This is a genomic window from Mesorhizobium sp. L48C026A00 (assembly GCF_000502375.1).
GTDB classification, from domain to species: domain Bacteria; phylum Pseudomonadota; class Alphaproteobacteria; order Rhizobiales; family Rhizobiaceae; genus Mesorhizobium; species Mesorhizobium muleiense.
Genome location: NZ_AYWU01000033.1, coordinates 64,505 through 85,645, shown reverse-complemented (window position 1 = coordinate 85,645; position 21,141 = coordinate 64,505). Strand labels below are relative to the sequence as shown.

19 protein-coding genes are annotated in these 21,141 nt (G+C 63.1%); 7 read left to right on the top strand and 12 right to left on the bottom strand.

What is annotated here, in order from left to right; translation table 11 throughout:
- Nucleotides 1–325: 325 nt before the first annotated feature.
- Complete coding sequence (locus X738_RS75170; RefSeq protein ID WP_023802995.1) at nucleotides 326–757, top strand: TerB family tellurite resistance protein; 432 nt, start codon at nucleotides 326–328, stop codon at nucleotides 755–757.
- A gap of 22 nt (nucleotides 758–779) precedes the next feature.
- Here the strand turns inward: X738_RS75170 and X738_RS75165 are convergent, their stop codons facing one another.
- From X738_RS75165 to X738_RS75145, 5 genes are all read right to left on the bottom strand, one after another.
- A complete protein-coding gene (locus X738_RS75165) occupies nucleotides 780–2,465 on the bottom strand; it encodes an ABC transporter ATP-binding protein (protein WP_023802994.1) in 1,686 nt (561 codons plus the stop codon).
- On the bottom strand, nucleotides 2,462–3,331 hold the full coding sequence (locus tag X738_RS75160) for an ABC transporter permease (protein WP_023802993.1): 870 nt from the start codon (nucleotides 3,329–3,331) through the stop codon (nucleotides 2,462–2,464). Before X738_RS75160 ends, X738_RS75165 begins: the two co-directional genes overlap by 4 nt.
- Nucleotides 3,328–4,275, bottom strand: a complete 948-nt coding sequence (locus X738_RS75155; RefSeq protein WP_023802992.1) for an ABC transporter permease — start codon at nucleotides 4,273–4,275, stop codon at nucleotides 3,328–3,330. The genes X738_RS75160 and X738_RS75155 overlap by 4 nt, the downstream gene beginning before the upstream one ends.
- A 436-nt stretch (nucleotides 4,276–4,711) precedes the next feature.
- On the bottom strand, nucleotides 4,712–6,190 hold the full coding sequence (locus tag X738_RS75150) for an ABC transporter substrate-binding protein (protein WP_023802991.1): 1,479 nt from the start codon (nucleotides 6,188–6,190) through the stop codon (nucleotides 4,712–4,714).
- Nucleotides 6,191–6,320: 130 nt separating this feature from the next.
- Nucleotides 6,321–7,601, bottom strand: a complete 1,281-nt coding sequence (locus X738_RS75145; protein WP_023802990.1) for an acetylornithine deacetylase/succinyl-diaminopimelate desuccinylase family protein — start codon at nucleotides 7,599–7,601, stop codon at nucleotides 6,321–6,323.
- A 229-nt stretch (nucleotides 7,602–7,830) separates the two neighbouring features.
- Between X738_RS75145 and X738_RS75140 the strand changes: the two genes are divergently transcribed.
- Complete coding sequence (locus tag X738_RS75140) at nucleotides 7,831–8,259, top strand: L,D-transpeptidase (RefSeq protein ID WP_023802989.1); 429 nt, start codon at nucleotides 7,831–7,833, stop codon at nucleotides 8,257–8,259.
- Here X738_RS75140 and X738_RS75135 read toward each other — a convergent pair.
- Together X738_RS75135 and X738_RS75130 are read right to left on the bottom strand one after the other, a co-directional pair.
- Nucleotides 8,256–8,837: a hypothetical protein gene (locus X738_RS75135; RefSeq protein WP_023802988.1), complete on the bottom strand. Its 582-nt coding sequence runs from the start codon at nucleotides 8,835–8,837 to the stop codon at nucleotides 8,256–8,258. The genes X738_RS75140 and X738_RS75135 overlap by 4 nt on opposite strands.
- An 84-nt stretch (nucleotides 8,838–8,921) precedes the next feature.
- Complete coding sequence (locus tag X738_RS75130; RefSeq protein WP_031256577.1) at nucleotides 8,922–10,325, bottom strand: selenium-binding protein SBP56-related protein; 1,404 nt, start codon at nucleotides 10,323–10,325, stop codon at nucleotides 8,922–8,924.
- Between the two features lie 245 nt (nucleotides 10,326–10,570).
- Here X738_RS75130 and X738_RS75125 point away from each other — a divergent pair, with 245 nt between their 5' ends.
- The 3 genes from X738_RS75125 (at nucleotide 10,571) to X738_RS75115 (ending at nucleotide 14,767) form a co-directional block, all read left to right on the top strand.
- Nucleotides 10,571–11,653, top strand: coding sequence for a substrate-binding domain-containing protein (locus tag X738_RS75125; RefSeq protein ID WP_023802986.1), 1,083 nt, complete (start codon nucleotides 10,571–10,573; stop codon nucleotides 11,651–11,653).
- Between the two features lie 83 nt (nucleotides 11,654–11,736).
- Nucleotides 11,737–13,992 (top strand): ABC transporter permease, encoded by a 2,256-nt coding sequence (locus X738_RS75120; protein ID WP_023802985.1) that lies wholly within the window; start codon nucleotides 11,737–11,739, stop codon nucleotides 13,990–13,992.
- Complete coding sequence (locus tag X738_RS75115; protein WP_023802984.1) at nucleotides 13,985–14,767, top strand: ATP-binding cassette domain-containing protein; 783 nt, start codon at nucleotides 13,985–13,987, stop codon at nucleotides 14,765–14,767. Before X738_RS75120 ends, X738_RS75115 begins: the two co-directional genes overlap by 8 nt.
- Before the next feature lie 162 nt (nucleotides 14,768–14,929).
- Here X738_RS75115 and X738_RS0143865 read toward each other — a convergent pair whose 3' ends face one another.
- On the bottom strand, nucleotides 14,930–15,112 hold the full coding sequence (locus X738_RS0143865; protein ID WP_031256575.1) for a LysR substrate-binding domain-containing protein: 183 nt from the start codon (nucleotides 15,110–15,112) through the stop codon (nucleotides 14,930–14,932).
- A gap of 102 nt (nucleotides 15,113–15,214) precedes the next feature.
- On the bottom strand, nucleotides 15,215–16,420 hold the full coding sequence (locus tag X738_RS75110; RefSeq protein WP_023802982.1) for an MFS transporter: 1,206 nt from the start codon (nucleotides 16,418–16,420) through the stop codon (nucleotides 15,215–15,217).
- Between the two features lie 95 nt (nucleotides 16,421–16,515).
- Here X738_RS75110 and X738_RS75105 point away from each other — a divergent pair, with 95 nt between their 5' ends.
- Nucleotides 16,516–17,412 (top strand): LysR family transcriptional regulator, encoded by an 897-nt coding sequence (locus X738_RS75105; RefSeq protein ID WP_023802981.1) that lies wholly within the window; start codon nucleotides 16,516–16,518, stop codon nucleotides 17,410–17,412.
- 182 nt (nucleotides 17,413–17,594) lie between these two features.
- Here X738_RS75105 and X738_RS75100 read toward each other — a convergent pair whose 3' ends face one another.
- Entirely contained in the window at nucleotides 17,595–18,197 is a 603-nt protein-coding gene (locus tag X738_RS75100; RefSeq protein WP_084833914.1) for an SDR family NAD(P)-dependent oxidoreductase, read from the bottom strand.
- Between the two features lie 120 nt (nucleotides 18,198–18,317).
- On the opposite strand from X738_RS75100, the gene X738_RS75095 reads away from it, so the two are divergent.
- Nucleotides 18,318–18,941, top strand: coding sequence for a TetR/AcrR family transcriptional regulator (locus X738_RS75095; protein ID WP_023802979.1), 624 nt, complete (start codon nucleotides 18,318–18,320; stop codon nucleotides 18,939–18,941).
- A gap of 129 nt (nucleotides 18,942–19,070) precedes the next feature.
- Here the strand turns inward: X738_RS75095 and X738_RS75090 are convergent, their stop codons facing one another.
- The gene (locus X738_RS75090) at nucleotides 19,071–20,066 is read right to left on the bottom strand and encodes a lipid A biosynthesis lauroyl acyltransferase (protein ID WP_023802978.1); all 996 of its coding nucleotides are present in this window, start codon (nucleotides 20,064–20,066) and stop codon (nucleotides 19,071–19,073) included.
- A gap of 38 nt (nucleotides 20,067–20,104) precedes the next feature.
- The gene (locus X738_RS75085) at nucleotides 20,105–21,133 is read right to left on the bottom strand and encodes a zinc-binding dehydrogenase (RefSeq protein WP_023802977.1); all 1,029 of its coding nucleotides are present in this window, start codon (nucleotides 21,131–21,133) and stop codon (nucleotides 20,105–20,107) included.
- Between the last annotated feature and the right edge of the window lie 8 nt (nucleotides 21,134–21,141).

Genomic DNA, 21,141 nt, shown 5'->3' with positions numbered 1-21,141 from the left:
GCGGCGGACACGACAGGGGGAAAACTGTAACCCATGTATCCGGTTCAAAGTGTTACCCATCTATCAACTGGACAGCGGTGGCGACCTCGGTGAACATTCTGCAACGCTGGTGATTGGCGAAACCTTCGATGGGAGCGCCCCTCTCCCCGTCACTATACGGGGAGAGGATGCCGGCAGGCAGGTGAGGGGCAGCGCCAATGGCCGGAAAAGGGCGAGGAGCCGAATTCAAAACCTGAAAGCGATTGCCCTGTCGAACCACAGCCGACCATTTGCGCAAGGCCGATTCCGCGCTACCTATTTGCAACGAATCGGAAAGGGGTCGCTGATGGCATTCGCATTGCTGGAGCAGATACGCTCGATCTTCGACGGCGACCCCGGCGTGCGCAAGGTCGCGGACGATCCGGTGCTGTCGGCGGAACTGCTGATGCTGTTTCGCATGATTTTGGCCGACGGCACGGTCAACGAGAGCGAAATGGCCGCCTTCAGGCGCATCTGCCGGGAAGCCTTCGGCATTCCGGAAGCCAGCATCGACAGCGTCATCGAATATCTCAACGAGTTCGGCTACGAGACCAACGGCTCGCAAGCCATCGCGCAGTTCCGTGACCTCGACGTCGAGAGGCGCAGCCTGCTTGCCCGCCATATGGCCGAGATCGCCAAGGCCGATTCGCAACTTGCCGGGACAGAGATGCAGCTCTTGCGCCGCACCCTCGACTTGCTCGACATCAGCCCGGCCGATGTGGTGAAGGCCGAAGAGTAAGCCTCTCCCGACGGTCGGCTGTTCACCCCTGTTCCTGTAACCGCCGGGCAATCGCGCGGTGCAGGTCCGGGGCCGCAGCGACCAGCGCCTTGGCGGCTTCGGACTGCGGATGGTCGAGAACGTCGCTCGTCCTGCCGCGCTCGACGATCTTGCCGGCATGCATGATCATCACCTGGTCGGTAATGGCGCGGGCAACGGTCAGATCGTGGGTGATGAACAGATAGGCAACGCCGAGCTTCTGGTTGAGCTCGGCGAACAGGTCGAGAATCTGGGCGCGGATCGAGACGTCGAGCGCCGAGACCGGCTCGTCGGCGACGACCAGCTTGGGGCGGGTGATGATGGCGCGGGCGATCGACAGGCGCTGGCGCTGGCCGCCTGAAAATTCGTGCGGGTATTTGTCCATGTCGCGTGGACCAAGGCCGACCTCGTGCAAGGCCTTTGCCACCATCTCGCGCCGCTCTGCATTGGTCGGCCTTTTCTCCAGGACATGCAGTGGCTCGGCGACCAGTTTTTCCACCTTCTGGCGCGGATCGAAGGAGCCGTAAGGGTCCTGGAACACCACCTGCATGTCGCGGCGCGCCGGCTTGAGCTCAGCCTCGCTCTTGCCGGTGATGACTTCGCCGCGAAACCGGATCGTTCCCGATGTCGGCCCGTCCAGCGCCAGGACCATGCGGGCAAGCGTGGACTTGCCGCAACCGGAACGCCCGACCAGCGCCACAGACTGCCCAGGATCGATCGAGAACGAGACATCGTCGACGGCGCGGGTCGGAACCGCGCGCTGCAGCAGCGATTTGCGCCGTCCCGGATAGTCCCGCGTCACGCTCTCTACCTGAAGAAGAGGTCTGGCTCCCTGAAGAAGAGGCTTGGCTCCTTGAAGAAGAGGTTTGGCAGCCTGGAGCTGGGGGTTGTCTTGGCCGACCTCGTGCGTCCTGGCACGCGCCGGCACATGCATCGAGGCCTGCGCCAGTTGTCTTGTGTAGGGATGAAGCTGCTCGGACAGGGTGCGCGCCGTGTCGCCGGCCTCCATCACTTCGCCGTGGCGCAGGATGGTGATGCGCTCCGCCATTTCGGTCACCACCGCTAGGTCATGCGAGATCAACAGCAGGCCCATGCGGTTTTCTGCGACCAGGTCGCGCAACAGGTCGAGGATCTGCGCCTGCAGCACGACGTCGAGCGCCGTCGTCGGCTCGTCGGCGATCAGCAGTTTTGGTTTCAGCGCGCAGGCAATGGCGATGACGACACGCTGGCGCTGGCCGCCGGAAAGCTCGTGCGGATAGCGCGACAGCGGAAATTGCGCTGCGGGCAGGCCGACCCGGTCGAGCATTTTTCGGGCGCGGTCCTCGGCGTCAGCGCGGCTTGCCCTGGTGTGCCAGCGTATGCCTTCGGCAACCTGCTCGCCAATCGTCTTGACCGGGTTCAGCGCCGTCATCGGCTCCTGGAAAACCATGCCGATATCATCGCCGCGCAGCGCGCACATCTGGTCTTCGCTGGCCGCGAGGATGTCGATGCCGTCGAAGACGACGCGCCCGCTGGCGCGCGCCGCCCAGGGCAGAAGCCGCATCACCGTCAATGCCGCGATCGACTTGCCCGAGCCGGATTCGCCGACCAGCCCCATCACCTCGCCGGGCGCGACGGCGAGCTCGACATCCCTCAGGATCGGCGTGTCGCCGATCGTCAGCGACAATTTCTCGATTTCGAGCAGGCTCATCGCTGCCGCCGCGATTTTGGGTCGAGGATGTCGGCAATACCGTCGCCGAGCAGGTTCAGTCCAAGCACGGTGACGACGATCGCCATGCCTGGAAAGATCGCCATCCACGGCGCCATCCCCATGCGCGTCTGGGCGTCGAACAGCATCCGCCCCCAGCTCGGCATCGGCGGCTGTGTGCCGAGCCCGACATAGGAAAGCCCGGCTTCAGCCAGGATGCCGAGCGCGAACTGAACGGTGCCTTGTACCAGGAGCAAAGTAACGATGTTGGGCAGCACGTGTTCGATGGTGATCAGTGCTTTGCCTTTTCCGGCGGCACGCGCGGCGAGGATGAATTCGCGCGGCCAGATCGCCAGCGCGCCGGCCCGGGCGACGCGGGCGAAGACCGGGATGTTGAAAATGCCGATGGCGATGATGGCGTTGAGCGCGCCCGGGCCGAAGATGGCGGTGATCATGATCGCCGACAGCAGGGCAGGGAAGGCGAAGACGAGATCGTTCAGCCGCATCACCGCCTCGTCGACGACGCCGCCGCGCGCCGCGGCAAGGGCGCCGAGTGGCACGCCAACGCCCATGCCGATACCGACCGCCACCAGCGCCACGGCGATCGAATTGCGGGCCCCGACCATGATCATGGAAAAAATGTCACGGCCGAAATGATCGGTGCCGAACCAGTGCGCCGGCGAGGGTGCCTGGGTCTTGTCGGCGATGATCAGCCTGGTGACGTCAAAAGGCGTCCAGAAGAACGAGACGATGGCGACCGCCGCCACAAGTGCAGTGATGACGAAGCCGGTGAGGAACGAGCGGTTGGTGAAAGCCTTGACGAGGATGTCGGCAAAATTTTCCTCCGGGATGTCGAAGCGCAGCGTCATTGGCGGCTTCTCAGCCGCGGATCGACGACCGCATAGGAGAGATCGACAAGGAGGTTGACGGCGATGACGGCGGCGACCAGCAGCATGACGATGCTTTCGACGACGATCAGGTCGCGCTGGGTGATCGCCTGGAACACCAGCCGGCCGAGGCCGGGGAGATAAAAGACGTTCTCGATGATGATGGTGCCGGCGAGCAGGAAGGCGAACTGCAGGCCGAGAATGGTCAGCACCGGGATCATTGCGTTGCGCAGCGCGTGCCGCCACAGCACCGCGCGATAGGGCAGACCCTTGGCGCGGGCAGTGCGGATATAGTCCTCGTTCAGCACTTCGATCAGCGCCGAGCGGGTGACGCGGGCGAGGATCGCCGCCTGCGGCAGAGCGAGCGCGATCGCCGGCAGGACCAGCGATTTCAGCGCCGGCCAGACGCCGGCGCTCCATCCCGGAAAGCCGCCGGCCGGCACCAGCCGCAGCCAGACGGCAAACAGGTAGATCAGCATCAGCGCAAACCAGAAGTTCGGCACGGCAACACCAAGCTGGGCGGCGCCCATCGCGATCGTGTCGCCGGCCCGTCCGTGCCGGCCGGCGGAAAACAGCCCGACCGGAATGGCGATGATGGTGGACAGCGCCAGCGCGATCAGGGCCAGCGGCAGCGAGACCACGATGCGCTCGCGGACCAGGTCGATGACCGGCACCGAATAGGTGTAGGAACGACCGAAATCGAGGCTCAGCAAGCCGCCGGCCCAGTGCAGATAGCGCGCGGCAAGCGGCGCGTTGAGGCCCATCTGGTTGCGCAGCAACTCGACCTGGTCGGCGCTGGCATTCATGCCCAGCATCAGCCGCGCCGGGTCGCCGGGAATGATTTCCAGCACGGCGAAGACCACCATCGAGGCCAGGACCAGCGTGATGAGGGCGATGGCAAGACGCTTGAGGAGATAGGTGGTCATGGGGGGAGGACCGCAGCGCTGCCTGCAAAGATCGGGCGACAGTGCTCTTTCACGTCCCCGTCTGTCCTGCCGGACGCGCCGGTCCGAGCCACGGGCCTCGGCAGGACAGTTGCTACAGACAAAAGATAGCGCTCGACCGGCCAATTGTTCATGCCGGCGCCGCCCCTCATCCGCCTGCCGGCACCTTCTCCCCGTATAGCGACGGGGAGAAGGGGGCTGGCCGCAACCTTGGCACCCCTTCTGCAACGCTGGAGATCGGCGAAATCCTTTGCGAAGGCGTCCTTCTCCCCGTCACTATACGGGGAGAAGGACCCGGCAGGGCGATGAGGGGCAGCGCAGAACTGAAGCGATTGCGCTGCGGCTCGGGCCAGGCATCCCGGCAGGACAGAGGGGAGTGCCACCGGCTGCAAGCTTCGCCCCTTTGGCCAGCAGCCCCTCACTCCGTCCACTTCACCTTGGTCAAATCATTGGCCTGGATCGGCGCATTTGCCCAAAAACCCTCGAGCTTGGCGTCCCAGACGCCGACTTTCGGCAGTTCGTAGAGGAAGCCGACCACGGCATCGTCGGCCAGTATCTTCTGCGCCTCGCCGAGCAGCGTCATGCGCTTGGCCTCATCGGAGGTGAGGTTCAGATCGGCGATGATCTTGTCGAAGGTCGGGTTGTCGTAGTTGAAGTAATAATCCTTGCGCGAATAGATATCGATGTCGTTGGGCTCGGTGTGGGAAACGATGGTCAGGTCGTAGTCCTTCTTGGTGAAGACCTGGTCCAGCCACTGCGCCCATTCCACCGGCACGATCTGCAGATCGATTCCGACGTCGCGAAGCTGCGACGCGATGATCTCGCCGCCAAGTCGCGCATAGGGGGGTGGCGGCAGTTTCAGCGTCGCCTTGAAGCCGTTCTCCAGGCCGGCTTCCTTCAGCAGTTCCCTGGCCTTCTCGACATTGTGCGGATAGAGACCGGTGAGGTCGACATAGACCTTGTTGGCGGGCGACATGTGCGAGCCGATCGGCACGCCAAGGCCGGCCGAGGCGCCGTCGATGATCGCCTTGCGGTCGAGCGCAAACGAAATCGCCTGCCTGACCTGCAGCCGGTCGAAAGGCGGCTTCTTGTTGTTCATCGAAAGGATGGTCTCACCCTCGGTCGCGCCGATCACCACCTTGAAGCGCGGGTCGCCCTGGATCTGGGCGACGCTGTCGGGATCGAAGAACGGGAAGGCCTGAACATCGCCGGAAAGCAGCGCCGGAACGGCGGCTGCGGCATCCGTGACGATGCGGAACTCGGCCTTGTCGAGGGACACCGGGGCACCCCAGTAGGCGTCGGACTTGATCAGCGTGATTGACGAGCCCTTGGCCCAGGTCTGGAACTTGAACGGGCCGGTGCCGACAGGCGTTTCCTTGTTGGTGTCGGCTGTCTCCGGCGCGACGATGACCGCGTCGCCCCAGCCCATATTGTAGAGGAACGAACTTTGCGGGTTCTTCAGCGTGATCCTGACCGTCGCCGGATCGACCATTTCGACCGTATCGATGGCGGCGAACAGGCCCTTTTGTGCGTTGACGGAGTTGTCGGCACGGGCGCGATCGAGCGAGAATTTGACGTCGTCGGCATTGAAGTCGGTGCCGTCATGGAATTTCACACCGCTATGCAGCTTGAAGGTGTAGACCTTGCCGTCGTCGGAAACGGTCCAGCTTTCGGCGAGAGCCGGCAGCACCTCGCCGTCCGGGCCGATGCGGGTCAGCCCCTCGAACACATTGGCGTAAAGCACCTCGTCGATCGCCGCCGCAGCACCTGCGGTCGGATCGAGATGCGGAGGTTCGAGCGTGATGCCGATGACCAGATCGGTCCGCGTGGCAAGCGCCGAAGCGCCGTTGGCCAGCACCAGGGCCGCAGCGGTGAGAATGGTTTTCCACAATTTCATCGTGCAACTCCCGATATGTTCAAAAACATGCTCGAAACCCGGTGGATAGAAGCGTGATTTCACCAAGGAGTAAATTGCGTTTCGTGCTTTCCGGCGGCGCCGGCAGGAATGTTTTTCCGCCCATCACCGGCTACCGAGCGCCCGCGCCCCTCAGCAGCACGTTGAGCCCGATCGCCATCACCTTGGCCGATTCGACCATGTCTGATATCCCCACCCATTCGTCGGGCCTGTGGGCGAGGTCGAGAATGCCCGGGCCATAGGCGATGCAGTCGTAGATGTGGCCGATGCGGGCAATGTGCTTCTGGTCGTAGGTGCCGGGCGAGATCACGTAGTCGGGCTCGCGGTCGAATATCTCCATGATGCCCTGCGCCACCGCCTTGACCACCGGCGCATCGCGCTCGGTCATCAGCGGCAGCACCTCCATGAGATCGCGGATCTCGTAGTCGAATTTCTTGCGCTCGCGCTTCAGCCGGTCGAGGATATCGGTCACCTCGCTCTTGACCGTGCCAAGGTCCTCTTCGAGCAGGAAGCGGCGGTCGATGGTCAGCCGGCAGGAATCGGGGACATTGGGCGAGGGCAGGCTGGGCCGGAAATCCTCGGTCTGGCCGCCATGGATCGAGTTGATGTTCATGGTCGAGCGCTTTGCCCCGTCGGGCACGACCGGCATGCGCGTGACCTTGCGGTCGAGCGCCGGGAACAGCTCGTCCTCGAAAGCCCTTAGCACGGCGCCCATATGGCGCACCGCATTGTCGCCGAGGAACGGCATCGAGCCGTGCGCGATCTCGCCCTTGGTCTCGATCTCCGCCCACCAGACGCCGCGATGGCCAAGGCAGATGCGATCCTTGTTCAACGGCTCGGGGATGATGACGTGGTCGACCTTCGGCGTGGAGAAATAGCCGAGCCTGGCCAGATGGGCGACGCCGCCGAAGCCGCCGGACTCCTCGTCGACCGTGCCCGAAATCTCGATGGCGCCGGGAAAGTCGGGGAACACCTCCATGAAGGCTTCGGCGGCGATGATCGAGGAGGCCAGGCCGCCCTTCATGTCGCAGGCGCCGCGGCCATAGACCTTGCCATCCCTGACGATGCCGGCGAAGGGATCGAGGCTCCAGCCGTCGCCGGCTTCGACCACGTCGATATGCGAGTTGAAATGCACGCAGGCGCCCGGCGAGCGGCCATCGAAGCGGGCGACGACGTTGACGCGCGGGTAGCGGTCGGTGTCGCCGGGCGTGCCTTCGGCGCGGATGAATTCGACTTCGAAACCGCGCTTTTTCAGCCGCGATCCGACGTATTCGGCGCATGGCCGATAGGCCTCGCCGGGCGGGTTGATAGTCGGAAAGCGGATCAGGTCCGCGGTCAGCGCGACCAGGTCGTCGACCCGATCATCGACCGCTTTCAGCAGGAGTTCTTTCATTCGACGAATTGAGCAGCCAACGGTGCGTTTTGGCAAGCCTGTTGGCGGGTCGCGCCCTAGTTATGTGGTTACATGTCGCCACGGCAACTATCGCGGGAAATCGTTCAAATTCGCTGCTTTGGATTGGTGAATTCGTCAGAGGTGTGTGGTTACCTCATTCACTTGCGATTAAAGGATGAAGAATAGCGTGAAGGCAGGCAGGCAAGGGCAATCAAAGGGGTTTGATCGCATGAAAAAGACCGTTCTCATGGCAGCGGCACTGGCAACGATGCTGTTCGGTTCTTCGGTCGAGGGCTGGGCAGCCAAGCTGGTTGCAAGGATCGATGTGTCATCGCAGACGATGACTGTAAGATACGGCCGGGCGGTCTACCGATGGCGCGTATCCACGGCGCGCAAAGGCTATATCACGCCGCGCGGCAGCTACCGGCCGCAACGAACGGCACGGATGTGGTATTCGCGCAAATACGACATGTCGCCGATGCCTCATTCGGTGTTCTACCGCGGCGGCTATGCCATCCATGGCACCGGCGCAGTAAAATCTCTCGGGCGCCCAGCGTCGCATGGCTGCGTGCGACTGCACCCGTCCAATGCCGCCGCCTTCTATTCGATGGTGCGGCAAGCCGGCTTCCGCAACACGCGGATCGTGGTGACCAACTAGAGCGCGGAAAACACGCCGATCGCCCCGACCAGAACTAGACTTAGCGCCCAGATCACATCTAGATCAAACCAGCTTTTCGAAAGAAACCTTAATCCCAGCCACCGATAGACGCCGAAGGCCAAAGCGCCGCCCGCAGTGATCATCGCGCCGGTGTGGACCGCTGCCACGCCGATCGAGAGCGCTGCAGTTCGTGCAATGAGGGCGGTCGCGGCACGGTGCCCGGCATCCGTTTCAACGACGCCGCACAGGCCGAGGTAGATCGGCACCAGCATCAGGCCGGCGCCATGCGCGACGGCGACGAGAAAGGACCAGAGCGCCAGTCGCGACGGCGGCACGCGCGCCAGAAATCTAGGATGCCGCCGGTTGAAGAGCAGCCAGACTCCGAGCGCGACGACAATTAGACCTGCGCCAACGCGGATCTCGGTTTGCCAATCAACCAGCATGGTCATCAGCGCGAAGGGCAAGAGGACCACCGTCATGGCGACAAGATGCCCGAACGCCAGCGCCAGAAGTGCGCCCGGCAGCGCATAGGCTCGCCGTTCCATCAGGGCGGCCGAAACAGCAAGCGGCCAGCCCATACCCGGGTTTACGCCATGGTAAATCCCGCTGGCGACCACAGCAAACCAGAGGCCGGCTGTGGTCGAAAGGAGTTCGGGCGACACCTAGGCCGATGGGTAGCAGAAACTGTCGGTAGAGCAGTCGCCGCCTTCAAGTCGGATCTGGTGCGTTCGATAGCCTTTGGGGAACTCGACGAAGAAGTTGGTGTCGAGCGTCAGGCCACCATTGGCGCCAACATCGGCCTTCACCATCGCCCCGCCGCGCTCACCGGGATAGAACTGATCGTCCCAGGTCGAATAGAGCGAATTGGTCCAATAGACACGCTTGCCGTCGCGGCTAATCTCGACCATCTGTGGCCCATAGCCGAAGACCTTGCCACAGGGGTGCTTGGTCTTCTTGACGATCCCACCCAGTTCGACCTTGCCCGCCAGAACCGGCTTCATCGGGTCGCTGACATCGTATTGATGCATTTCACCCGTACCCCAACAAGCCACATAGAGATATTTATCGTCGAGGCTGAGGTCGATGTCGGTGACCAGCGGGGGCACCGCCGAGAAACCCTTCAAAAGATCCGGCAGATCGTCGGCATTGGCCGGTTGAGGCGGGATGACCGCCGTCTTCTTGGCCTGGAACTTGCCATCCGCGTCGCGCCACCAAGTCCAGATCGAGCCTTCGAGATTGGTGGTATCGACTACAACGCCGCAGAAGCCGTATTGCTGGACTGGATCATGCGCCGGGCGGATTTCAAGCGCCATTTGGTGATTGGCCCCCAGATCGATCGTCTGAATGTTCTTACGCGCACGCAGATCCCACAAATGCATGCGGTGGCCGTACTTGTTGGACAGTAGATCCTCAGGGACGATGCCGTTTTCGAACTGCGGCGGCAGGGCCCATTCGGAACTGACCATGTAGTCGCGCGGCAGGTTCCACCAGAAATCGTAGTGCTTGTCCTGGGCGCCACGATCTATCTCATAGCGGCCAATGACATCGAAGGTCTGGCAATCCATGATGAAAATGCCCGGAGGACCGTCGGTACCGTCCTTGCCGCCGCCGCCGAGGGTCGAGACATAAATGCCCTCGGGTCCGCAGTGGATCGTATGCGGGCGGGAATAGCCCGTCTTGGCAAAGACTTCTGCGGGTTCGATGATCTTGTGAATCTTGGCGGCTGTCGGCCCGCCCTTCACATCAATTATGTAGATGCGCGACGAACGAATGCCCGGAATGATCAGATAACGACGCTCCAAAAAGGCGTGGCCAGTCAGTGGTGATAGCGCCGAAGAACACGCATTCCAGCCGAAGTGATGAAACTCATCGCCCTTGTTTGGCATGATCACAGTGTGGACGATCTTGCCGAAATCCGGCGAATTTGGATCGACATTCACCACAGCCAAACCGTCGGGTTGCGAGAAGTCCGGGCTAAGCATCAACGTGTAGGCCAGAGTTTCCGGCGGCCCTTCCATAGCCAGCCTAGGTGACGGATAGAATGTGGGGTCTGGTCGCAGATTCATCGCGGTATCCTCCCTACGCGTTTGTGAAACTTTTTTGGTGCTCTCCGTGTCGCTCCCTTTTGAAATGCGGCCCAGGTAGGGATCACAATACACCAAGTCTCCTCGTCTGTCTGACACCGCGTCGCGCTAGCACTATTTACGTGGGCAGACTTTGGGCAGAATATACGGGGTGGGAGGGAGCATTCGGAATCCTGAATAAATGCGCCCGAACGGCTTCCGACCGTTGGTTGCAAGGGAGGATAATCATGAAACGTATTTTCTCGCTCGCGGCATGTGCCGCGGCGTTATCGCTCGGCGTATCGAACGCTTACGCACAATCGGGCGGCGTCGACAAGGCGGTCGGCGGCTACAGCTTCGAAGAAGCCGCAAAGGAGGCCCCCGGTACCAAGGACTTCCATTCGGCCGATGGTCACCTCACATTCGCTATCGTGACACACACTGCCGGCAATGGCTTCTTCGATCCGGTCTACGTCGGCGCGACCGTCGCCGGCAACCTGATCGGCGCCAAGGTCCTGCTGCTCGGCTCGGAATCGCCGACTGACGACCCTGCCCGCGAGATCGAAATCCTGAACCAGATCGTGCAGGATCCGACGATCGACGGGCTGATCATGACAACGCCCCAGGTCGGCGCCTATAACGACATCGTCAAGGCCGCCGAGGCGAAGGGCATACCGGTCGCTACGACCAATTCCTTTGACGGCACGATCCTCAACCGCAGCGGCATCGGCCACACCGGCCAGGACGCCTCCGCTGCCGCAATCGCCGGCGAGGCGCTCGTCAAGTGCCTCGCGGACAAGGGTATAGAGAAGGGTTCGATCGTCCTGCCGTCGTCGACCGCAATGGGCAACATCGAGGTGAACAACCGCGTCACTTCGGCTTTCAACGCCATCGTCAAGGGCTTGAAGGATGCCGGCAAGCTTGATGCCTTCAAGGTCGACGCGGGTCCGGAGAACACCGGTATAGACACCAATCCGAATGACCCGGTGAACGGCATCGTGACGCTGTTCGAATCGCGCGGCGATGTCGTAGGCGCGTTCGCCGGCAACAACGTGTTCACGCCGGCGCTTGCCAAGGCCGTCGCTCAGACAGGAATGACCGGCAAGATCTGCGCCTACGGTTTCGACCTCGGCCCGGCCCAGCAGGACGCGATGAAGAGCGGCGATCTGACCGGCGCGCTGGGGCAGCAGCCCTTCTTGCAGGGCTTCTGGCCGGTCATGCAGCTCTATCTGGAGATCGACCGCGGCATCGCGGCGGCCAACCTCGACACACGCGCCCAACTGGTGACGAAGGAGACCGTCGAGGAGGTCGGCAAGCGCTTCGAGAACTGAGTCCACTCGGAACGTCTGAAATCATTGCGGGAGAGTGCAGGCTCTCCCGCAATGCGGCAGCAGGAAATCGACCAGAAGAGACCATGGCGCTTACCGCGACCACATCGCTCGGCCGTGCGCCGTCCCAGATTGTCGGCGGCTGGGAGGTGGGGCTCGTTGCCTTGCTTTTGCTGCTCTATCTCGGCGGCGCTCTCGTCAATCCCGCGTTCTTCGGGTCAACAGGAGCGTTTCACTCGCTGCTCCGCGACACCTCGCGGGTTGCCATCATCGCGGTCGGAGTGACCTTCGTCATCGTCAATAAGGACCTCGATCTTTCGGTCGGTTCAACTTACGGCCTAGTCGCCGTCGTCTTTGCCAGGCTGTTCGCGCCGAACTTCCTTGACCTCGGCGTCGTCACGTCGGCGATCCTCTGCCTGCTGCTCGGCACGCTGATCGGGCTGATCAACGGCGTGCTCGTCACCATCCTGAAGGTGCCGGCGTTCATCGCCACGCTGACCGTCCTCTTCATCGGCCGCGGCTTCGTGCTGGCGCTCACTCACGGCCAGGCGATCTACTACCCTGCCAAGGCGACCGGCTATCCGGGTTTTTTTCACCTCGGCGAGACCAACCTCCTCGGCTTCAACAACCAGATCGTGATCTTCCTCGTTGTCGCCGTGATCGGCGCCTATGTGCTTGCCAAGACGCGCTGGGGCTACGAGACCTTCGCCACCGGCGGCAACGAGCAGGCGGCGTCCTATGCCGGCATCCCGACCAACTGGGTGCGCATCCGAGCCTTCCTGATCTCCTCGCTCTGCGCGGCGCTGGCCGGCTTGATGTCAGCTGCGCAGGACAAGGGCGTGACGCCGCTCTACGGCGTCAGCGGTGAACTGACCGTCATTGCCGCCGTGATCATCGGCGGCGCCTCGATCCTCGGCGGCCGCGGCCGGGTCGCCGGATCCTGCCTTGGCGCCCTTCTGGTGGTGCTGCTCGACAAGGTATTGCGCGAGGGCTGGCCGATCACGCGCATCATCAAGATCGGCGACGAGGAGATCACGGTCAACGCAGTTTTCTCGCTACCGGTCGGCGCGGTGCCGGTGTTCCTCGGGCTGCTACTCGTCGTCGCTGTGCTCATCGAGCCCTATCTCATCCGCCGCCAGGTCGCAGGGCGCCTCTGGGCCTGGCTCCGCGGCCGGCCGCCGCCACCGGCCTACGAGATCGGCGGCATCGCGATCGAGGGGGTGCAGACTAAGGGCGCGATGGCGGCCGACATGGCGTTGTCGGCCACCGGGTTAGGCAAGCTCCTCGCCCGGCGCGACGCGCTCGCCATCATCCTGACCGCGCTCCTGTGGCTGACCGGCCTCGCGCTCCGGCCGGACTACTGGTGGAACCTGTCCAACAGCTTCGCTATCTTGCTCAACTACACCGAGCTTGCGCTGATCACCATCGGGCTCACCTACGTCATCGCCGCCGGCGATATCGACCTCTCCGTCGGGGCGGTGCTTGCCCTCGCCGGCAGCACAGCCGCCTATTTCCTCAAGGTCCTCGGCGCCGACCCCGTGACCGCCGTGGCGATGGGCCTGCTGGCGGGCATGTGCGCCGGCCTCGTCAACGCGATCGTCACCGTCGGCTTCAAGCTGCCGGCCTTCATCGCCACGCTCGGCATGTTCTACATCGCCCGCGGCCTCGCCGCCTGGTTCGTCGCCGGGCAGCAGCTCACCGGCTGGCCCGAGGGCTACAACCTGCTTGGCCGCAAGGTGAACGACATCCTGCTGCACTACCGCATCTCGCTGCCGGACGGGCTGCTGCGCTCGATCGCCGAGGTGGTGAGCGTCCAGACCATCTGGATGCTGTTGGTCGCCCTCATTGCCGGCGTCGTGCTCGCCTACATGCCGTTCGGGCAGAAGGTCTATGCGACCGGCGGCAACATTCGCGCCGCCGCTTATGCCGGGATCAACACCAACCGGGTGCGGTTCTTCGCGCTCATGCTGGCGGCGCTCTGCGCGACAATGGCCGGGATCATCAACGTCGCCTACTTCCGCAGCTTCAACCCGGTGGCCGGCCAGTTCCGCGAGCTCGACGCCATCGCTTCGGTGATCATCGGCGGCGGTTCGATCTTCGGCGGCTACGGCACCGTGATCGGGGCGCTCGCCGGGGCGGCGGTGATCACCCTGATCCGGGCGCTGCTGCAGCTCAACGTACAGGGTTTCACCATGCCGCAGCACTGGATCAACGTCTTCATCGGTGGCATCCTGATCGTGGCGGTGCTGATCGACATCTGGGTGCGCCAGGCCAACATCTTCGGCCGCCTGCGGGCGCGCCTCGCGCGGCGCACAAGAACGGCGGAAACCACCCATGCTTGACGCGACCAGGCCTGCACCGATCGTAGAAATGCGGGGCATCGAAAAAGCCTTCGGTGCGGTGCAGGCGCTCCGCAATGTCGACCTCGTGCTCTATCCCGGCGAGATCCTGGGCCTCGTCGGCGACAACTCGGCCGGCAAGTCGACGCTGATGAAGATCCTGACCGGCGCCTACCAGCGCGACTCCGGCGGCGAGATCTTCGTCGCCGGGCAGCCGGTGCACTTCAAGAGCCCGCACGAAAGCCGCGACGCCGGCATCGAGATGATCTACCAGGATTTCGCTCTTTGCGGGAATATGGATGTCGGTCAGAATATCTTTCTTGGCCGTTGGCCGCGCAGGGGCCTTTTCGTCAATCGGCGGAAAATGTACGCGGAAGCCGACAGTGTGCTGAAGCGGCTCAAGGTCGACGTGAACTCCGTCTATCAAAAGGTCGAGAGCCTTTCGGGCGGCCGCCAGCAATCGGTGGCTATTGCCCGCGCTATCTCCTTTCAGCCGCGCGTGGTGATACTCGATGAGCCGACCGCCAATCTCTCGGTGATGGCGACCGAGCGGTTGCTCGAAACCATGCTGGAACTGAAAAAGCAGGGCGTTGCCCAGATCATCATCTCCCACCGCCTCGTTGACATCTTCGCTGTGGGCGACCGCGTGATGGTGCTTAAGCGCGGCGAGAACGTGGGCGATCGCTACATCAAAAACACCGACGAGCATGAGGTCCTGGAGATCATCGTCTCCGGCACGCGAGAGCATGCACTTACGGCCGATGAGGCAATGCTTTGACCGAGTCCTGGCGTCGCAGAAATGCGGCTAAAACCACCCGCTCTAGGTCCATCGAGATTGTGGCCCGAGATGGCGAAGGGACCGGTGTTGGCTGCGCTTTCTCGCCGTTGCGCCGCGATCACCACCCGAAGGTCGCAATGATTGCGCTCAACGGGCGCCGAATCATTCGATGAGGATGTCAATCAGCGCACGCACCTTTCTGGGCGCAATCCCGCCAGGTGGCCGCACCACATAGATCCCCGCCTCTGGCGAGGGATAATCCGCCATCACTTGTCTCAATGTACCCTCCGCGATCGGCACGTCGGTAAGGAAGTCGGGCAGCGCAGCAATGCCCAGCCCAGCCAAGAATGCGGCGGTTCAGAATAAAAGCGCTCTGTAGTGATCCTTCGCGCCCCCTCTGTCCGGCAGGACAGAGGGGGGCGCTGTCCGGGCGCTGTCCCTCCGCGATCAAAGGTTCTGCACCGCAGCAGCGCGAGGGCTGGCGGCAGCGGCGAGCAGGGCTGAGCCCGCTAGCAGGGCGGCGGCGAGCAGGAAGGCGCTCCACCAGCCGGCAGTGTCGAACAGCATGCCGCCCGCGGAAGCGCCGCCGGCGATGGCGAACTGGATCAATGCGACCTGCAGCCCGCCTCCAGCTTCAAGATCGTCGGGAATGATCTGAGCCATCCATGTACCCCACGCCGCCGGAATCGGGGTGTTGAACAGCCCCCAAAGAACCAGAAGCGAAGCCGTGGCCCAAAGCACCGGTCCCACTGCGATCAGGAGCAGCGCGAGGAGCGCAAGCGCGCTCGGCAGCCCGATCAGCACGGCGGTGAGGTTTCGCCGGAGAACAAAGCCGGCGATGGACAGTCCCGCCAGGCCTCCCAAGCCGAGGCCCAGCAGCACCAGCGACAGGACGTTCACGTCGAGGCCGGTGACGCTTTCAAGGAACGGGCGCAGATAGATCGATAGCGAATTCATTCCCATGAATGCGAGCCCAGTTGCGGCCATGCCGATGGTGAATGTCCGATTGCGCAGCAGACGGAACATGCTGGATACCGAAACGGCCTCCATCGGCGGCATCTTCGGCAGAACGGCGAACTGCCAGATGAGCGCCGCGAGGCCGACTGGGACTGTGACGAAGAAGGTGCCCCGCCACCCGATCAATTCGCCGAGGAAGCTCCCGAGCGGTGCGGCGATGACGATCGCCAATGCAGTTCCGCCCTGCAGCAGGGCGATCGCCTTGGGCAGGTCGGAGCCTGGGGCCAGGCGCGCCAAAATGGCCGTGGAGAGCGACCAGAAGCCGCCGATCGCGATCCCGACCAGGGCCCGTCCGGCCAGAAAAACCAGGAAGTTGGGAGCGAGGGCAATAGCCAAACTCGATGCGACCAGCACTGCCGTGTAGAGCAGGACGACCGTTCTCCGGTCGAGCTTGGCCAGGAGCGCGTTGCCGAACAGGCTGGTGATCACGGCAAAGAGCCCCGACACGGCGATCGCCTGTCCGGCCTGGCCTTCCGAGATGGCCAGGTCCTGCGCAATCGGAGTCAACAGGCTCACCGGCATGAATTCTAGGCCGACCAGGAGAAAGGTCAAAAGCGACAGGCAGGTGACGGCGGCCCATGGCGTTACCGCCCCTTCAGCCGCCAGCGTGTCATCCAGTGTCAGTTCGATAGCCATTCGTGCGCTCCTGTCCGTCGACAGACTAGGTAGCCGGGCTGGTCTTGTCAGACTAGCAGCTATAATCTGCATGTCGTAGTGAACGGAGCTCACCAATGCCGCGTGACGAGTTCAGTGAGATGCGAGCCTTCCTTGAGGTCGCTCGGCAGCGCAGTTTTACGCAAGCGGCGGCCAAATTGGGTGTTACCCGATCGGCCCTCAGCCATACGATCAGGGCAATGGAGGAACGGCTTGGCGTCCGTCTGCTCTCTCGCACGACCCGCGATGTGGCGCCCACGGCGACCGGAGAACGCCTCGTCGAAAGCATCGAGCCGCATTTCGAAAGCATTGCCGCCGGGATCAGCGCGATCAGCGCCCTGCGCGGCCAGCCCTCGGGCCAGATCCGTATCGTGTGCCCCGATGATGCCGTCAATCTGGTCTTTCGCCCCAGGCTGCCAGCGTTCCTGCGAGACTACCCGGACATCAACGTGGAGCTCATTGTCGACAACGGCTTCACCAACATCGTCGAGCGTCAGTTCGATGCCGGTGTTCGACTTGGCGAGGCAATCGCCCGCGACATGGTGGCCGTTCGCATTGGTCCCGATGTCGGCTATGCCGTCGTCGGCTCACCCGATTATTTCGCTCGTCGGGCCGCGCCGAAAAGCCCTCAGGACTTGACCGACCACAACTGCATCAACCTGCGGCTTCCCAGCTCAGGCGCGTTATATGCCTGGGAATTCAGGAAGAGCGGACGCGAGTTCAGCGTCCGTGTGGACGGCCAGCTGACCCTGAACAATATCGCGCCGGCGCTTGACGCGGCCCTCGACGGCATTGGTTTGGTCTATGCACCGAAGGATCTTGTTCAGCCCTATGTTGTGAGTGGTCGGCTCGAGGAAGTCCTTGCCGACTGGTGCCCGACCTTCCAGGGCTATCATCTCTACTACCCCAGCCGGCGCAATCAAACGCCGGCGTTTGCGGCCTTTGTCGCGGCTTTCCGGTACCAGTCTCAATAGACCTTCTCGACCCGCCCCAAGATCGCAGATCAGGATGCGGGCTCGATTGGCACCGGAGCCAAGGTGCGCCGCCACTCTCCCGGCGCCAGCAATCGGGACGAGACCGCCGCACGGACGGCCCGTCCTGGCTCGGGAAACGTGCCCATCGGACCGTTCGCGTCGAGGAGCGCGAGGCGAAGGGCTCACGCGGCCCGTTCGGCCGTAAGGGTGCCCTCGAATTTGTTGAGGTTCGTCGAAGTGAAGCCGGAGCAGGCAGCGTCGGCGCCAGCGGCCTCAAATTCGATGGCGAAGGCGAGCGTCGGCGCATCGAGGGCAGTCTCCGAGGGGCTGTAAACAGGGCCGAACAATGCGCGCTGTGGACTGGACGGGTCGACGCTGGCGATGCGTGCCGCCGGCGCTTCACCAAGCAGCCGCAACATCGCCTGCGTAACGGCGACGACGCCGAACACGTTGGTCTCGAACACTGCGCGTCCCTCGTCGAGGGACGCCGCATGCGAGATGCCCTGCTTTCCCGCATCGGAAGTGCCTGCATTGTTCACCAGGACGTCAAGGCGACCGAACTCGTTACGGATGCGCTTTGCCGCGGCGGCAATCGAGGCCTGTTTCGTGACATCGAGTTGGACGGCGCGGGCATCCGCGCCGATGCTCTTTGCAGCCGTCTCCGCATGCTCGAGCTTGCGCGACCCTACGAGCACGGTGAGGCCGTGCGTCGCCAGATCCCTGGCGATCTGGAGGCCGATTCCCTTGTTGGCCGCAGTGACCAGGGCAATAGGTTTGACCCGCATGGTGATCTCCTCTTTTTGCATCGACGTGTAGGCAACGGCGCCATGCTGTGCTAATTTTCCCAATCGGAACTGCATTCCGTTTTATACGGAACATCGTTCCGTTTATCAAGTGGAAAAATCATGGACGACAAATCGGAGGAGCGGGGTGGTGGCTTGGAGCCCGTAAATTCGACGGATCGGCGCGTGCGTGCGGACGCGCAACGCAACTCCAAGGCGCTGCTCGAAGCAGCAATGGCAGTGTTTGCGGCTTCGGGGGTCGATGCTCCGGTGCGAGAGATCGCCGATAAGGCCGGCGTTGGCGTGGGTACGCTTTATCGGCATTTTCCGCAGCGTTCGGACCTGATCGTGGCGGTCTTCCGTAACGAAGTGGATGCCTGCGCAAATGCTGCATCCGCCATTGCCGCCGAATATGAACCCGGCGAAGCGCTCGCCCGATGGATGCAGCGTTACGTGGACTTTATCGCTGCCAAGCGTGGACTCGCCGCGGCCTTCTCCTCCGGCGATCCGGCATATGAGTCCTTGCCGCTGTATTTTCTTGAGAAACTTCGGCCCGCGCTACAGACCTTGCTGGATGCCGCGACCGAAGCGGGCGACGTTCGCTCGGACGTTGATGCGAAAGAACTATTGTTCGCGATTGCCAGGCTCTGCTCACCAGACCGCTATGGCGGAGGCCCCGACCAGGCACGACGGATGGTTGGCTTGCTGGTGGATGGGCTTCGCTATGGCGCCGCCTCGGTTGGCTGATTGGTCTTGCCAGGACAGGCCACCGAGCGATCGGTGACTAAACAAAAACCCGCCTCGGCAACCGGGCGGGGTCGGTGGCGCAATTAGAACATTGCCAACAATAGCATAATTGCTGTCACTCACTTCTACTCAGGCGGCTTCGCCGCGGTTCCTCGCCCGCTTGTGCTTCCCGCGCGGGCCGCTGATTTCCCATCTCTTGTGGAACCACATCCACTGGCCGGGATCCTCGCGCACCCAGCGCTCGACCACGTCGTTGAGCAGCTGGGTGGTGCCATGGACGTCGACACTGCCGCCGGCGGTGCGCGGCAAGGTCAGTTTGTCCTCGATCTCGAGCCGGAAGCGGTTGCCCGGCAGGCGCACGCAGCGCGCCGGATAGACATCGCAGTCATAGTGCCGCGCCAGGGTGCCCAGGACCCGGTTGCTCTCGCATGGGCGGCCGAAAAAAGTCGTTTCGAGCCCGCTCGAGAATTTCTGGTCGACGAGCACGCCGATATTGCCGCCTTTCTCCAGGATGGCCGCCAGCGCGAACGAAGCGCCGGTCGCGGAGGGCAGGAGCGAGCCCATGGTCGAGCGGCGAGTCGAGAGGATGTAGTCGGCAAGGTAAGGGTTGTTGGGCGGACGAAACAGCGCCGTGATGTTCATGCCGAAAGTGGCTGCCGCCACCGGAAGCAGCTCGAAATTGCCGAGATGCCCGGTGAAGATGATATGCGGTTTTTGCTCGCCGGCGATTTGCACGAAGTGCTCGACCCCCTTGACCTCGATGCGGCCCGGTTTCGTCGCGGCGGGATCGTAGTCGAACAGGGCATCGAGAAAGATGTATTCCGCGGCAAGGCGAGCCATGTTGCCCCACATGTCGGAGGCGATGGCCTGGATCTCCTTGTCGCTCTTTTTCGGATAAGCCTTGCGCAGATTGGCGATGGCGACGTTGTGGCGACCCACCCACGGACCAATGCGGCGGGCGGCGCGGTCGGCGAAATTGAGCGCGCTGTCGACCGGCAGCAGACGCAATAGCCAAATCATCGTCATCGCGAGGCGCGCCAGCAGCCAGTAGTTGAACTGGCGCAGCCGCCTGCCGTAGCGGAACGCCAAGTCCCGGCGGAGCTTCTTGAAGGCGTTGCCGATCATTCCTAGACCATGGTTTTTTCAGACAGCAGCATCATGGTCTAGCCGACGCGCAGGATGATCTTGCCGAACACGTCGCGGCCTTCCATGCGCTTCAGTGCGGTCTCGATGCCGTCGAAGCCGACTTCGGTGTCGATAACCGGAGAAACCAGCCCCGCCGCCATTTTCTGCATGGCGTCGGCCATGTTTTGCATGCGACAGCCGAACGAGCCGAGCAGCTTCAGCTGCTGCTGGAACAATTGCATCAGGTTGATCTGCGTCGACACTCCCGAGGTCGAGCCGCAGGTCACCAGGCGGCCGCCGCGTTTCAGGCACAGCATCGAGGCGGCAAAGGTGTCGGCGCCGACATGCTCGAAGACGACATCGACGCCCTTCTTCTTCGTCAGCTTGCGCACGACGCCTTCGAAACGGTCGTCGCGATAGTTGATGACGTGATCGGCGCCAAGCGCCTTCGCCTTGTCGATCTTGTCGTTCGAGCCAACCGTGGTGATCACGGTGCAGCCGATCTTCTTCGCCAGCTGGATCGCGGCGGAGCCGATGCCCGAGCCGCCGGCATGGATCAGGATGGTTTCGCCGGGCTGCAGCCTGGCATTGTCGAACAGCATGTGCTCGACCGTGCCGAAGGTGACGGGCGCGACCGCGGCGCCAACGTCGGTCACGCCGGGCGGGGCAGGGACCAGCAGGCGCGCCGGCAGGTTTATCTTCTCTTGCGCAAAGCCGTCGAGATGGAAGCCGTGTACGCCCGAAACATGCTCGCAGAGATTGTCGCGGCCTTCGCGGCAGGCGCGGCAAAGCCCGCAGGTGCGCGCGCCGTAGATCGATACAAGTTGCCCGGGCACAAGGCTGGAGACGCCGGGGCCGACCGCCTCGACCTCGCCCGAGGATTCGGCGCCGACGACCAGCGGCAGCTTGCGCTTGGCGAAGGCCATGCCGCGCCAGCCCCAGACGTCGATATGGTTGAGCGCCACGGCCTTGATGCGCAGCGTCACTTCGCCCAGCGCAGGCTGCGGCGGAAGCGGCAGGTCCACCGTTTCAAGGCGGCGGTCCTCGATAAGTTGCAAAGCGCGCATTGGGCCTG